The 16,083-nt window shown below is 38.6% G+C and carries 11 protein-coding genes; 6 read left to right on the forward strand and 5 right to left on the reverse strand.

Annotated features, from left to right (window positions below; translation table 11 throughout):
• Positions 1–152 precede the first annotated feature (152 nt).
• The 5 genes from H6607_11460 (at position 153) to H6607_11480 (ending at position 9,151) form a co-directional block, all read left to right on the forward strand.
• Positions 153–4,982 carry a gliding motility-associated C-terminal domain-containing protein gene (locus tag H6607_11460; protein MCB9262981.1) on the forward strand — a complete coding sequence of 1,610 codons (4,830 nt, stop codon included), beginning with the start codon at positions 153–155 and terminating at the stop codon, positions 4,980–4,982.
• A 76-nt stretch (positions 4,983–5,058) separates the two neighbouring features.
• Positions 5,059–6,387 (forward strand): signal recognition particle protein, encoded by a 1,329-nt coding sequence (ffh, locus tag H6607_11465; GenBank protein ID MCB9262982.1) that lies wholly within the window; start codon positions 5,059–5,061, stop codon positions 6,385–6,387.
• Positions 6,387–7,016 (forward strand): pyridoxamine 5'-phosphate oxidase, encoded by a 630-nt coding sequence (pdxH, locus tag H6607_11470; protein MCB9262983.1) that lies wholly within the window; start codon positions 6,387–6,389, stop codon positions 7,014–7,016. Before ffh ends, pdxH begins: the two co-directional genes overlap by 1 nt.
• Positions 7,013–8,149, forward strand: coding sequence for a glycosyltransferase (locus H6607_11475; GenBank protein ID MCB9262984.1), 1,137 nt, complete (start codon positions 7,013–7,015; stop codon positions 8,147–8,149). Before pdxH ends, H6607_11475 begins: the two co-directional genes overlap by 4 nt.
• Positions 8,150–8,197: 48 nt before the next feature.
• Positions 8,198–9,151: a Fic family protein gene (locus H6607_11480; protein MCB9262985.1), complete on the forward strand. Its 954-nt coding sequence runs from the start codon at positions 8,198–8,200 to the stop codon at positions 9,149–9,151.
• Positions 9,152–9,188: 37 nt separating this feature from the next.
• Here H6607_11480 and yidC read toward each other — a convergent pair whose 3' ends face one another.
• The 3 genes from yidC to pckA all read right to left on the reverse strand — a co-directional run bounded on the left by yidC (position 9,189) and on the right by pckA (position 13,318).
• Entirely contained in the window at positions 9,189–11,009 is a 1,821-nt protein-coding gene (yidC, locus tag H6607_11485) for a membrane protein insertase YidC (GenBank protein ID MCB9262986.1), read from the reverse strand.
• Between the two features lie 91 nt (positions 11,010–11,100).
• The gene (locus H6607_11490; protein MCB9262987.1) at positions 11,101–11,631 is read right to left on the reverse strand and encodes a hypothetical protein; all 531 of its coding nucleotides are present in this window, start codon (positions 11,629–11,631) and stop codon (positions 11,101–11,103) included.
• Positions 11,632–11,725: 94 nt separating this feature from the next.
• Entirely contained in the window at positions 11,726–13,318 is a 1,593-nt protein-coding gene (pckA, locus tag H6607_11495; protein ID MCB9262988.1) for a phosphoenolpyruvate carboxykinase (ATP), read from the reverse strand.
• A gap of 197 nt (positions 13,319–13,515) precedes the next feature.
• Between pckA and H6607_11500 the strand changes: the two genes are divergently transcribed.
• Entirely contained in the window at positions 13,516–14,610 is a 1,095-nt protein-coding gene (locus H6607_11500; protein ID MCB9262989.1) for a hypothetical protein, read from the forward strand.
• Positions 14,611–14,807: 197 nt separating this feature from the next.
• On the opposite strand, the gene H6607_11505 is transcribed toward H6607_11500, so the two are convergent.
• Both H6607_11505 and folP read right to left on the reverse strand, forming a co-directional pair.
• Positions 14,808–15,164, reverse strand: a complete 357-nt coding sequence (locus tag H6607_11505) for a translation initiation factor (GenBank protein ID MCB9262990.1) — start codon at positions 15,162–15,164, stop codon at positions 14,808–14,810.
• Positions 15,164–15,943, reverse strand: a complete 780-nt coding sequence (gene folP, locus H6607_11510) for a dihydropteroate synthase (GenBank protein MCB9262991.1) — start codon at positions 15,941–15,943, stop codon at positions 15,164–15,166. Before folP ends, H6607_11505 begins: the two co-directional genes overlap by 1 nt.
• Between the last annotated feature and the right edge of the window lie 140 nt (positions 15,944–16,083).

Here is a 16,083-nt window from a genome sequence, read left to right on the forward strand (position 1 = left end):
TTAATTTTTTCGTGCAAAGCAACTAAATTTTTACAACCAACCGCAATAAAATTTTGTTGAAAGGGCGTAAAAATTCTATCGAAAAATTTAACTTTTTTATTTCCGAGTTTATTATATACTTTTGTGGCTGCTACTACTACTATTATTAAATAATGATGAAAATAAGGATTTCTATTTTCTGTCTATTAATGTTTTGTGTCGGTTTTGTTCCGGACGCATTTTCTCAGTGTTCAAGCCTCAAATTAGTTTCTGACAAGAGTATAATATGTGCTCCAGGCATTGTACATTATTCGATTATTGGTGCCCCTACCGGTTCGTCCTTTTTATGGGATTTTGGAAGCGGTTATAGTTCACACACCGACACGGTTCATCAGTTTTATTTGAGTCCGCAAATTGTGGATGTTTCAGTAAAAGTAACCTTTCCTGATGGTACTAAATGCAACATTTCGAAAAGCGGAATTGCTGAAATAAAAAGCAAACCAACGCCAAGCTACCAGATTTCTCGAACCATTTTGTGTGATGGACCCGACACCATAACGCTGCTCAATACAACTCCAAAAACCAAAGATATTAGCTGGGTTGTGGACGGCACTAATTATTTTAATAGCACCAACCAACTCATACATCGATTTAAAACCGAGGGCATAAAAAATCTAAACATGGTAGTAACCGATTCTTTTGGATGCCGAAATGTTCAGGAATTCACCAAAATAGCCATTGTATATCCCGATGTTGATGTAGATTTTGAGGCAAACAACACATCTGGTTGCATTACCCAAAGTGTACAATTTACCCCAAAAATTAATAATAAAGGCGAAGAAATACAGGCCATAAATTGGAAATTTAACGGGGCTAATATTTCAAATTACAACAGCCTAAATCCCCCAAAACTTACTTACGCAAAATCCGGAAATTTTGATGTTTCTCTATCTGTTACCACGGATAAAGGCTGCGTTCATACAGTGATCAAAAAAAATTATCTCCAATTTGGCGACTCCATTGAGGTAGAACTGCAACCCTTCGACACCTTATTGTGCCTTAAAAATGAGCTTCAACTAAAAATCAAAAATCAACTAAATGGAAAATACACTTGGATTTTGGGAGGCACGCCCGATACCTCGCAGCTATCAAATTCAGAACTTAAGTTAAAATACAATCAACCCGGAAATTTTGATGTGCTTGTTTCAGTGGATTATAATGGATGTCATTCTCAATCATCAATCCAGACCATTCATGTGAAAGATGTAAAAGCTGATTTTAGCAGCTCTGACAATTATCATTGCTACATTCCTCACACCACCACCCTAAAGAATCTATCCTACTCGAGCGATAGTTCTGCAATGACTTACCAATGGAAATACACCGATGCCGGAGGAAACGTTTTGGCAAAAAGCACGAATAAAAATGGTTCGTTTTATACGGCCAATTGGGGTAAATATGATGTGCAACTGATTGTAAAAGATGCCTATGGTTGCACAGACACCATGAAAAAAGGAAGTTTTATTCGTGTGGATTCAATTCGACCATTGTTCAGTAGCTTAGAGCAAATAGCCTGCATTAATCAAACCGTAAAAATAATCAGTACTACTCCACCCAGTTCTTATCTTTCGGCAGATACGTTTTATTGGATAATTTATGATTTGGATAAAAAAACGATTTATAACAGTGGAAAAGGTCGTGAAATATCACAATCTTTTAGCAAACCCGGATTTTATGATGTAAAGCTACAGGCTGGAAACACCATTGGCTGCAAAGACACGCTAAAAAAAGAGCAATATATACAAATTGTGGAGCCTATAAAGGGCATTAGGCTTGTTGATACGGTGGTGTGTTTAGGTAGCGAAATAAAGTTGGAAGCCACTACAAAACCGATTTTTGCTCCATTTAAACACGAATGGATTTTAACCAACAAAACAAGTTCGAAAGTAGTTACGTTAAAAACCGACACAGTTAGACTTGGCAAAACGGTTTTGCCCGAACCGGGAGATTATTGGTTAAAATACCGTCACCAAATTAGCGATGGATGCCTTGATTCTATTGAACGGCCTAACTCTATTCATATCAATGCAATTACAGGAAACATTGTTTTAGACCATTCGGATGGTTGCCTGCCCATGAAGGTAAATCCCACGTTTAAAAAAGAAATTAACTATCACTATGGTCAAAATTCGGATGATTTACAATTTGAGTGGTCTGTGCAGCCCGCCGCAGGAGTCAATATAGACAATATTCATACAAGCAATCCGAAAATAACCATTACCGAAAAAGGAATGTACCGAGTTTATGTTCGAGTATTTAACTCCACAAATTGCACCTACAGTGCGTCGAGTGAAATGATTTACGCTGGTGTTTCTGCCAGTTTTTCCAGTAGTCATGAAACCATTTGTGCCGGACAAGAGGCGACTCTACGCAATGAATCAAGTTTAAACCCCACGGCCTTTGAGTGGAGTGTTTTTTCGACCGGAACCTATAAGATTGATGCTACCTCAAACCCCATTATATTTGAACCCAACAGTGATGCCCATTATTTGATAAGGCTGGTTGCCAATAAAAATAATGAATGTTATGATACCACCGAAAAGTCAATAAACGCCATAAAGGTAACGAGCCATTTTGTTAGCACCGACACCAATTTGTTTTGTGCCCCAGCTTATGCCCAATTTAAGGCTTTGAGCCAAAATGCAGATACATTCTTTTGGAATTTTGGTGATGGCAACAAAATAGCAACCACCGACACTTTCGTTGCAAATATTTATTCCAGAAACAGCGGTTTTAAAAAAGGATTTAACGTAGAGCTTATTTCAAAGAACAAACTTGGATGTGCCGATACAACTACCAGAAAAAATGAAATTAAAGTATTTGGGCCAATTCCAGAATTTGAAATCAGCAATTATGAGGGTTGCGAGCCACTAAATGTCAGTTTCATAAACAAAAGCGAAAGTGTTCAACGCTTTTATTTGAATTTTGATGATAACTCGGAACTCGACTCCACCTATTTTAGCCAACACAGCTATCGCGTTTTGAACAACCAAATGCAGCAAAAGTATCTACCCAACTTATACGTTATAGACAGTTTAGGATGTGCTGCTGTTTATGAAAGTGCCGACACCATTCGGGTATTAAAAAGCCCTGTGGCAGTACTTTCAACAACCCAATCGGTAGGCTGCTCTCCTGTCAAAATTTTGGTAAGCAATTTGAGTCAAAACATTACTGAGCATTTTTGGCAAATGGATGATACTACCTTTTCTACCGCCTCGGTTATAGACACTGCCATTTCATCTTTTGGTTCTCATCAATTGGCGTTGATTGTAAAAAACAGTAATATGTGTGCAGACACCGCCAATTTTGACATTTTATCGCACGCTAATCCATCTGTATCAATCCATTACGATACGATTCCTTGTTTTGGATTTCCGGTTGATTTTTGGGCTACAAATAATTCATCTCAAACCATCCAAAAATATTATTGGCAAATGGAAAACCGAACCGACAGCGTTTCAACAGCCAATTATTCGCGACTTTTTGCAAGCACCGGATTTCATTCTATTGAACTTTTTGCCATAGATTCAAACGGTTGCAGTGCCAAAGTGGATTCGAGCATAACCATAAAAGGAGTAAATGATATACCTCCCGGAAATATAAACTATGTTACCATTACTTCGGATAACCAAATAGAAATACATTGGTCGCCTGTTAACACAGATTTTTTGGCTAAAACCACCGTTGTGAACAATGCAAACGGCGATACGGTTTACAATGGTTCCATTAATTCGGCCAGCAAAACCACATACACCACCAATGACATTAAGAACAATTGTTTTGGTCTTTATCACAGTAATAAATGCAACGAAAATGGAAAAATTTCGGTCTCCCATTGCCCCATCATATTGTCTGTTGCAAAAGGCGATTATTTCGAGTTAAATCTCTCATGGTCGGCCTATAGCGGGTGGAACAACTTGCAGAATTATACCATCTATCGAGCCATAAATGGGGGCAACTTTGAGGTTCTGTCTATGGTAGATGCCTACACGCTGAGTTATACAGATTCGGGGCTTTGCAACAACCAATACTCCTATTATGTGGAGGCAACCAACGGCAACTTTTGGAGCAAATCAAATAAAGAAACAGATCAGCCTTTGTATTTAAAAAACACAGCACCTTTAGATGTAAAAGTGGCCACAGTTAAAGACAATAGTTTTGTTTTAGTAACTTGGAATGCTGATACTTTTCCATACAACAGCCAATATTTTGTAACCAAATACGACACCACTGGCACAATAATATTGGAAGAGCAGTTTACACCAACAACTGAATTTATCGACAATCGAGTTAGTGTCATTTCCGAGAACTTTTTGTATCGGGTTCAATCAGTGGATAAGTGCCAAGAAAAAGGTGTGGCAGGAAATTTTGGTAAACCCATGATATTGACCGGAGAATACCGCAATAATGCCGCTCATTTAAACTGGACGGCCTACGAACAATGGCAAGCTGGCGTAAATTACTACAACATCGAACTTTTGTTTGAAGATGGTTTTAAATCCGTTGGCACAGTTTCAGGAACTACACATTTTGTAGATTCGGCAGTACACGAAGCAATAAGGGGAGAATATATTTACAGAGTTTCGGCAGTTTCATACATTGCCGAAGTACAAAGTTTGTCCAACAACGTTCATTTGCATGGCTCTTCTATTATTTGGATTCCGAATGTTTTTAGCCCCAACGAAGACATACACAACCCCATTTTTAAACCAACTTTACAATTTATGTATTTAGGATATGACGGAAACTATCGAGATTATAGCATGAGAATATATAGTCGCTGGGGAGAGTTGATTTTTGAAACGAATGATGTTGATGAAGGCTGGGATGGAACATATATGGGCAAACCTTGCCAAGCCGGTTCTTATCTCTACCACATACAGGTTACAGGTTTAGATAGGTTCATTTACGATAAAAAAGGTCTTGTTAGGCTAATGCGATAACGTTCTTATTGCGAGAAAAAAGGGCTGCCAATGGCAGCCTTTTTTCGTTAAGTTTGCACCAAAATATCTTTGCGACATGTTCGAAAATTTATCGGTTAAATTAGAAAAAGCATTCAAAACCCTAAAAGGTCAGGGCAAAATATCTGAGATAAATGTTGCCGAAACGGTAAAAGAAATCAGAAGAGCTTTGATTGATGCAGACGTTCATTACAACATTGCTAAAGATTTCACAAATAGGGTAAAAGATAAAGCCATTGGACAAAATGTGCTGACCAGCGTATCGCCCGGCCAGCTTTTAACCAAAATTGTAAACGATGAATTGGTTGAACTTTTAGGTGGGCAAACTTCTGAGGCAAACCTCAACGGAAGTCCGGCTATAGTATTGATTGCAGGTTTGCAAGGTTCGGGTAAAACCACTTTTTCGGGCAAGTTTGCAAAATATGTAAAAAGCAAAGGCAAAAACCCTCTGTTGGTGGCCGGAGACGTTTATAGACCCGCGGCTATTGACCAATTAAAAGTTCTTGGTGAGCAAATAGGTGTGCAGGTTTATACCGAAGAAGGAAACAAAAATCCGGTGGACATTGCTCAAAATGCCATAAAATTTGCCAAACTACATCAACACAACTTGGTTATCATCGACACCGCTGGTAGGTTGAGCGTTGATCAAGAAATGATGGACGAAATTAGCAATGTTAAAAAAGCAGTTTCGCCCAACGAAATACTGTTTGTGGTTGATTCCATGACAGGGCAAGATGCGGTAAACACCGCCAAAGCATTCAACGATGTACTTGATTTTAGTGGTGTGGTTTTAACCAAACTTGACGGCGATACACGTGGTGGTGCGGCTTTATCCATAAAAAGTGTTGTAAACAAACCCATAAAATTTGTTAGCAACGGAGAAAAAATGGATGCTTTATCTGTTTTTCACCCCGACAGGATGGCTACCCGAATTTTGGGTATGGGCGACATCGTTTCACTGGTAGAGCGGGCTCAAGACACCTACGACAAGGAAGAGGCCGAGCGACTGAACAAAAAAATCAGAAAAAACCAATTCAATTTTGACGACTTCTACGGACAGTTGCAGCAAATCAAAAAAATGGGAAATATTAAAGATTTGATGGGCATGATACCTGGTGTGGGCAAAGCCATAAAAGACATTGATATTTCGGACGATGCTTTCAAAAACGTGGAAGCCATCATTCAATCCATGACCAAAAAAGAAAGAGAATTTCCTGAAATTATCGATGGCTCAAGAAGAAAAAGAATTGCCTCTGGTAGCGGCAACTCTATAACCGAGGTAAACAAATTGATGAAACAATTTGATGAAATGAAAAAAATGATGAGAAGTTTCAACAAAATGAAGCCAAACAGCCGATTTGGCCAAATGCCAAAAATAGGCAAGTAATGGATTTACGCAATCAACGAACCGATTACTCTAAAGGCATTTTATCTGAAGAGAATGCAGGAAATAACCCATTTGATTTGTTCAGAAACTGGTTTGAAAATGCCAACCAAACCGAGGCGGAGGCCAATGCTATGGTTTTATCCACCATTTTCGAAAATCAGCCTCATTCAAGAATTGTTTTACTCAAAGAATTGATTGACGATACCTTTGTTTTTTACACAAACTATTTGAGTGATAAAGGAAAAGCCATAACTCAAAACAACAATGTTTCTTTGCTTTTTTTCTGGCAACAAAATCAGCAACAAGTGCGAATTGAAGGAATAGCAGAAAAGGTAAGCAGCAGTACTTCTGACGAATATTTTTACAGCAGGCCCATTGAAAGCCAAATTGGAGCCATTGCCTCCATGCAAAGCTCGGTTTTAACCAACCGTGAGTGGCTTGAAAAAAAAGTAGAAGAATTATCCGAATATTATAAAACGCACAAAATCATTCGCCCTGAGCATTGGGGTGGGTATGCCGTTTTTCCTTCAAAAATTGAATTTTGGCAAGGCCGCAGCAGCCGATTGCACGACAGAATTGTATTTGAAAAAATAAACAACGAGTGGTCGAAAAAAAGACTTAGTCCGTGAGTTTAAATCTTGCTGTTTGCATTCCGGCATACAACGAACCCAACATTACTGATTGCCTAAATAGTTTGGCTAAATGCCAAAAACCATCGAACAATTTGCTGATTGTTTTGGTGGTAAACAGTGGCGAAAACGAGTCAGACAACATTCTTTCTCAAAACAACGAAACCATTTTAGAAGCGAAAAATTGGATACCGAATAAACCTGACTGGATTGACATTGAAACAATTAACCTCACCAGTGTGGATAGAAAAATTGCCGGTGTAGGCAATGCACGAAAGGTGGCCATGGATGCCGCTTCTAAAAAATTTACCGACAAAAAAAATACCGTTTTAATTTGTTTTGATGCCGACTGCACGTGCTCCGAAAACTATCTTACCGAAATTGAACGGACTTTTTCAAAACCCAAGATAGATGCCGCAAGCATTTACTTTGAACATGAAATAAATGCAACACTCCATGAAATAATAGATTACGAATTATTTCTGCGATACCATATTCAAAGTTTGAAACATATAAACTACCCGTATGCCATACACACCATTGGCAGCAGCATGGCCATTCGAGCGAATACCTACCATGCTTTTGGAGGAATGAACCAACGCAAAGCCGGAGAAGATTTTTATTTTCTTCACAAAATTATTCCCTATCGAAATGTGGCGGAGATAACAAAATGTACCGTTTATGCCAGCAACCGCAGTTCCGACCGAGTGCCTTTTGGAACAGGCCATGCGGTGGAAAAACACAAACAATCCGTTTGCAAAACATACTACACCTACCATCCAAATCTTTATCTGTACGCGGGGCGGTTGGTTGAGCTATTTCGCGACATGAACAGTTCTAAAATTGATACGCTTCCGAAACCATTGAAGAGCTTTCTCGATAATGAACAATTTGATTCAGTGTTATCAAACTTTAAGAAACAATGCAAAACTCCTGAGCAGTTGAAACAATTTTTAATGCGTTGGCTAAACGGTTTCAGAATGCTCAAACTCATTCATTATCTAAGAGATACCGAACAAATAAACGTCCCCATAAACGAAGCTGTTACTTTATTTTGGCAGCATAAATTTCATCAAAAGTTAAACTTGTCGAATTATGAATGGTTGTTGAAGTTCAGGAAATTGGAAAAATAAATATCGGCAAATTCGCATTTTAAACAAAAACGATATTAAATTTGAGGTGTGGAAAAAATAAAACAACATATTGCCGAGGTACAGAAAAATTTGGAAAGGCTAACAGAAAAAAAAATAGAACTCCAAAAACATCGACCATTTTCATCCAATTCCCTTTCACGACTTCGGGATGAATTGGCACTGGAATGGACATATAACAGCAACGCCATTGAAGGAAATACGTTGACCCTACAAGAAACCCGATTGGTTTTGGAAGATGGAATGACCGTTGGCGGAAAGTCCTTGCGAGAGCATTTTGAAGCAGTTAATCATAAAGAAGCAATTGATTTTCTTCAGGGTTTAATCGCTGATAATTTTTTATTGACCGACCGAATTATATCTGACATCCATTTTATTGTCTTAAAAAATATTCTGCCCGATTATTCGGGAAGGTATCGCACTATGGGTGTACGTATAGGCGGAGCCAATTTTACTCCTCCCAATGCTTTAAAAGTTGATGAATTAATGGGTGAATTAATTTCTGAATTTAATTCTAATTTCAACTCACTTCATCCTGTGGTAATGGCCACATGGCTGCATCATCGCTTTGTTTGGATTCATCCCTTTGCCGATGGAAACGGCAGAACCATTCGATTGGTTTACAATCTTTTTCTGATGAGCATGGGCTATCCACCAGCCATAATATTAAAAGCCGACCGCAAAAAATATTATGCCGCCCTAAATGCCGCCAACGAGGGCAACTATTCAAAACTGTTGCTCTTGATGTGTCAGGCTTCTGAGCGAAGTTTGGATATTTATTTAAGCAATTTGAATAATTATTCGGATGAATACAAACCTATAGGCAGCATTGTGGAGGAAGAAAACCTACCCTACGGTCAAGAATACCTCAGCCTATTGGCTCGTCAAGGAAAACTTTCGGCCTACAAAGAAGGTCATTTGTGGCACACCAGACCCACCGAGGTTAAAAACTATATAGAGAGCCGAAAAAGAAAAAGAAAATAGAAATAACGGCAGATTTAAGTCCTCCGTTATTTCATTTTTATCGTCTTAAATTCTTAGGATCAATGCCTCGTTTCTTGGCATATTCTTCCATTCGTTTTTGGAAACGAGAAGTTTTTACAGTCACCTTTTTGCGTTTGTTTTCTTCAATTTGGGCTCTAATTTTATCCTCGTCAACAATGAATTTTTGGAAAATAATGTTTTGACCAAACGTAATCAAGTTGGCCAACAAATAGTAATAACTCAATCCGGCTGAATAATTATTGAACCAGAAAAACAACATTACCGGCATAAAATACATGATGTATTTCATTTGATTATTTACCCCGGCAGTACTTTGTGCGTTGTAGATTATAGACAAAAACGAGGAAGCCGCCATGAGCAGACAGAACAAGCTGATGTGGTCGCCAATAGGCCAAAAATCGCCGCTCCAACGTATGGGGTCGTCAAACGTACTCAAATCTTTTGCCCACAAAAAGCTTTTTTGTCGTAGCTCAATGCTGCTGGGGAAAAAGCGAAACAAGGCAATCAAGATGGGCAACTGCACCAACTGTGGCAAACAACCACCCAGCGGGCTCGCCCCTGCCCTTTTGTATAGCTTCATTTGCTCTTGCTGAGCTTTGGCCAAATCACCTCCGGTTTTTTCTTTTATTTCATCGAGTTCCGGCTTTAAAATTCGCATTTTGGCGGATGAAACGTAACTCTTATACATCGGCACCACCAAAACCAATTTGATTATCAGGGTTAATAGCAAAATAATCAAACCGTAGCTTTTGATGTATTTACTAAGCCAGTTAAAAATAGGAATAACCGCCCATTTATTAACCCATCTAAATATTTTTGGTCCTAGGTCAATGGTTCTTTCAAGTCCTACATCCAATTTCTTTAAGGTTTGATAATGATTTGGCCCAAAATAAAATTGCATTTTATGCTCATCAGATTGGGCAAAACCATATTGCAACGCCACCAGAGCCGACATCGATTTTACTATTTCGTTCGTTTCAGGTTCGCGAACACTTATTTTCGCCCCAGACCGTTCAAGTCCATTCGGAAAGATAAGCGTTGACATAAAGAATTTTTGCTTAAAACTGAGCCACCAAACTCCCTTTTGCAATTGATCTTCATCGTCTTTTGATGCACTTAAATCATCGTAGCCTTTGTCGTCTTTGTATTTATAACATACCGTAGCCACATTACGCTCGTCATCAATAATTTTTTCTTGTAGAACCAGGTCAGATTCCCAATTCATATCGATTCCCGTAACGTTTTTATGAATGCTGTTTTGCAAATCAACCAACCGAAATGAGTAATCAACCAAAAAGTTATCTCCAAGTTTATACTCTTGTTCAATAGCACCACCACCTGCAAATCGGTGAATAAGCACCATTGATTTTTCGTCCATCGATTTTAACTCAAAGTCAAGCTCATTCGTTTGGACTACCCCTGATTTCATAGGAATGCTGTAATTCATCCGATTTTTGCCCTTTTCTAACAAAACCAAATCAGAAGAATCGGAACGTTTGTAATTAAGCAACTGTACCTTACTAACCGTTCCGCCTTTTGAGCTAAGCTCAATGCTAAGGTCGTTGTTTTTCAGAACAAATGTTTTTTCAGGCACGGCCATCACCGGAGGAATTAAACTATCTGGCGTGGCAATGTTTGTATCCTTGGCCTCCGTGTGTGCCGTTAACTTTCCGGCAATAGAGTCGGCAACAAACTGTGCATGTGCAATTGAATCTTGCTTTGACTGCTCAATTTTTTGAGCTTCCAATTCTTCTGCCTTTTGGTAGGAATCAAACAAAATCCATCCAACAAAAATTAGAAAAATCAATACATATCCAATAATCGAATTTCTATCCATTCACTTTCGCTTTTGGGGGCTGCAAAGGTAAAATAATTAACAAGGTTAACTAATAGATTGAAGAAGTGGTTTTGAAAAAAGGATAAATGAGCTAAGGAAGCAGACGAAATGAATTGAAGAATTTGTCTATATCGCGATTGCCTTTGTTTTCTGTCGGATAAATCACCTGTAGCAGATACATCTTGCTCTCCACCAAAAACATTTTTGAATGTATGATTGCAAATCCGTTTCTAAAATCAATTTTTGTCTCATTTCCGGGAAATGAATCAATGGTAATTCTATTTTCCTCAATTATCTGGCCATTCAATCCTTTAGCTGCTTTTCTAGCCCCTTCATGCAATGCAGAGTCTATTACTTCGGCTTGTTTTAGAATATTCATTGTATCAATAATTACAAAGTTAATTACACTGTAAGCCAAATTGCTATCATATTCTGATAGTGATGTTTTGTATAAATAAGTATGTACTTCTTCATTAAATTCACCTCCAGGATTTATTGTGTAAATTGGCGAACCCGGAAATGTTATTGAAAATCCCAAATCTTTTCTAACAATGGTTGTGTCCTGACTCCAAGCGGCAAACGAAGATGTAAATACAAAAATTAGAATTAGATATTTTTTCATAGAAGAACTATTTATTGCTCGAATGTATCTAAAGTTCACTTAATAAAAAAGCCCCCGCCTTTGGCGGGGGCTTTTTTTATTAAATAAGTATGTTTTACGAAGCTGAAATAGCTTTTGGAGCAGCCGATTTAATTTCATCGTTTGCACCTTCTTCGTATTTTTTAAAGTTCTCATTGAACAATCCTGCCAAGTGATTGGCTTTTGCGTCATAAGCCGCTTTGTCTGACCAAGTGTTTCTTGGACTCAATACCTCGGTGGGAACATTTGGGCAAGAAGTTGGCATTTGCAAACCAAACACTCGGTGTGTATCGAACTCAACATTGTCTAATTCGCCGTTCAAAGCTGCCGTAATCATCGCACGGGTATGTTTCAAACTCATTCGGCTGCCTACTCCATAAGGGCCGCCGCTCCAGCCTGTGTTTATCAACCAAACATTTACGTTTGAGGCTCTCATTTTGTTGCCCAACATAGCTGCATATTTGGCAGGATGCAACGGCAAAAAGGCTGCACCAAAACATGCACTAAACGTGGCTTGAGGCTCGGTAACACCGGCTTCTGTTCCGGCAACTTTTGCTGTATATCCACTAATAAAGTGGTATCCGGCTTGTCCGGGTGTCAATCTTGAAATAGGAGGCAAAACCCCAAAGGCATCCGCTGTTAGGAAGAAAATATTTTTTGGTTCGCCACCGATAGATGGAACTGCGATATTGTCGATGTGGTTTATCGGGTAGGCCACACGTGTGTTTTCTGTAACCGAAATGTCTTCGTAATTCACCCGATTTGTTCCGGGGAAAAATCGAACGTTTTCAACCAACGCACCACGCTTGATAGCATTCCAAATTTGTGGTTCTTTTTCTTCGGTCAAATCCACACATTTTGCATAGCAACCACCTTCAAAGTTAAAAACAGTTCCTTCTGCCCAACCATGCTCATCATCACCAATCAATCTTCTCTCTGGGTCGGCACTTAGTGTTGTTTTTCCTGTTCCAGAAAGGCCAAAGAAAATAGCTGTATCATCATTTTTGCCAATGTTTGCTGAGCAGTGCATCGACAAAACACCATCGTTTTCGGGCAACGTATAGTTCAGCACTGAGAAAATACCTTTTTTCAACTCCCCGGTATATCCGCTACCACCTATCAAAATAATTTTTTGAGTAAAGTTTACAATGGTAAAATTGTGCTGACGTGTTCCGTCAACCTCAGCAACAGCTTTAAAACTTGGAGCTGCCACTACCAACCACTCAGGAGTTTGATTGGCCGCTTCTTCTGCCGTAGGGCGAAGAAACAAGTTGTTGGCAAATAGGTTTTGGTAGGCCGATTCGGTCACCACACCAATATTCATTCGGTAGGTTGGGTCGGCACAGGCATACGCATCTCTAATATACAGTCTTTTGCCTTTGTAGTGGTTTACCACTTTTTCGAGCAATGCATCAAATTTTGCCGGCTCAAACGGTTGGTTGATATTGCCCCACCAAACGGTGTTTTCGGTGATGGCATCTTTAACCACAAATTTATCTTTTGGCGAGCGACCAGTGAACTCGCCTGTATCGGCCGCCAAAGCACCGTTGTCGGTAAGCTGGCCTTCGTTGTTTTTTAGTGCATGATCAATTAGTTGGTCGGGAGTAAGATTGACAAAACATTCGCCTGCATTGGCCATGATTCTGTCGATTAACGGATGATTTTTCATAAAATCTATTTTTGTATAACCTTAAATTAGGGCTGCAAAGGTAAAATTCTATTGAAAATTACAAATTTTCTATTGTCAAACTGTGAATGATTTTTTACGGTTTTCTTAAACAATTCGTAAGGAAGATTAATATTGTATCTTTTATGCACCATTAAAAATGCAACTTCTTTTTTAACCATACAATCTTATCACACTCAATGGAAAATGTTAGTTATACCGAATACAAAGAATTAATAGAACAGGACCTTTTAGTAGCTGGTAGTTCTACTTGTGGCATACCCGTGTCCGAAGAGTGGTTTAATACCGAATTAGATAGTTTTGAGACTTATAACCCCAATTATTCACTACCCCCAACCATAATTTATTATTTGTTGAAAAAAAAATTGGTAGACGATGGGTCTCTGAAGGAATATATTCTCAGTACAATTTTAAAACCGGCTCTTGTTACATCTCGTTTGGGTGAAACTACAGTTTATAATGATGTTGCCCCATACGGTGAAATTTTATACATGATTTTCACCTTTTCAAAAGTTATGAATCAAGATAATTTGGTAATGAACACGCTTAGAAACCAAATTGACTTTATTAGTACATGGTTTATCCCACCCGAGATGGAGTACTTTAGGGAGGATGTCAAAATATTTAATTACTATAACCCTAACTCGAAAATCATCCCGAGATTTGGCTGCATTTCTGAAAAATATGTAAGGCTTCAAGAGGTTTTTATCCATTTTATGTGGATTACGCAAGTTAAAGATATGAGCTATGAACTTGAAGAACCTTTTAAGTGTAATTTTAGACAGAGGGAGTTAAATTACTATCGATATTTGGTCTATATGTTGGAAAATGGAAAGGCGTATGAACTTTTCAACTATTCTTCACCTTTTACATTTGTGGAATACTACCCTCAATTTAGAGATAGAGAATGGATACATTCTTATCAATTTGATGGATTACTCAATATTTATGTTCTGAATTTTCTGTCCTTTGTAAAGGAACATGCTCCTGAAATTGAAATCTGGAAAGAACAGTTTTATGCACTTTATGAGATGGAAGAAACTCTTCCTGAGTATTGCAACTGGCTTATTGCTCACCTGCTCTCGTTGGCCATATACCCCAGTAGATGTGAAAAACCATTTATTGATGAAAACAGGATGGTTAATTTTATCCGAAAATCGAAAGACAACTTTTTAGGGTCGAAAAAATATTCGGAAGAATTAAAAAAGTTATTGATTGAAAAAATAAAGTCTATTAACAAACATAGTTTAAAACATCACATCTATCTAAAATAGTAAAACACACATTGCTTTGAGCTCCCTTCACATCATTCAATTTTAAAATTCAAACAAGTTACACAAGAATTTTTGCGTGCTTTCAGAAAGATATGCAGTGGCTAGCCGCTGCAAGCCGACAAATACAACCCATCACCCGATAGCTATCGGGTCAGAGCAACGGAGCCTACCCGCCGAGGCAGGAAGTATCTAAACCCCTACCCTCCTTTTCTCTTCACTTTAAATCCGTCGGCTTTTAGTATGTCCATGACTTTATCCACAAAATTGCCTTGCACAATGATTTCGCCATCTTTAACGCTGCCGCCTGCTCCGCATTTGCTTTTTAGTTTTTTGCCTAATTCGATCAATACCTCATCGCTGCCTTCAAACCCTTCTATTAAGGTAACTACTTTGCCTTTTCGCTGCTTTTTATCGGCACTCACATAAAGTGTTTGTTGGTCGTTGGCCAATTCTTCGTACTGCTCTTGTGCGTCGTCAAACGAAAAATCGGGGTTGGTGCTATAAACCATGCCACCCAAATCGCTCAAACTGTTGCTCTTCTTATTTTTTGCCATTATGAGTTTTTTAATTTTTCAAACAATTGCACAACCTGCCTTGCTTCTTTTACATCGTGCACCCTCAATATATTTGCTCCATTGAGCAAGGCAACCATATTTAATGCCGTGGTGCCATTTAACGATTCGTTGGGAGTGGTATTTAGCACTTTATTTATCATCGATTTTCGGGAGAGTCCAGCCAAAATGGGCACATTTAGCACCTCTGAGAATACGTTCAAATGCTTTAACAACAGATAGTTGTGTTCCACTGTTTTGCCAAATCCAAATCCAGGGTCGATGATTAAATCAATAATTCCATGCTTTCTACATTCATCCACTTTTTGGATAAAATAATCAAGCACCTCTTGCACCACATCTTCATATTGTGGGTTTTTCTGCATGGTTTTTGGCGAACCTTTTTTGTGCATAGCCACAAAAGGAACTCTCAATTTTGACACGGTTTCCAGCATGTGTTTATCATCGTCTCCTGCACTAATATCGTTTACTATACTCGCCCCTATGTGTACCGCTTGCCTTGCTACCTCGGCTTTGTTGGTATCAATAGAAATGGGAATATTCAGAAATTTTTTACTGAGCATTTCAATAACAGGAATCACTCTTTTTAGCTCTTCTTCCAAAGAAACTTCATCTGCTCCGGGTCGTGAACTAGCACCACCCACATCAATAATGTTTACCCCTTCGTCAATCATTTTTTTCGCCTGCTGCATGGCCAAATCTGTGGATGAATACACCCCTCCATCGAAAAATGAATCTTTGGTAACATTTAATATGCCCATTACAAGCGGTTCTTCAACCAAAAGAAGTGTGCCTTTTATGTTTATACTAAATTCTTTCATTCAAGTTATACCATCTTGCGGAAACATATTTTTGCAAAAGAAAGCAGCCCTGCTCAAAAAAGCGGCATCCACTTTTCAAA

The sequence above is a fragment of the Flavobacteriales bacterium genome (assembly GCA_020635395.1).
Lineage (GTDB): Bacteria > Bacteroidota > Bacteroidia > NS11-12g > UBA9320 > UBA987.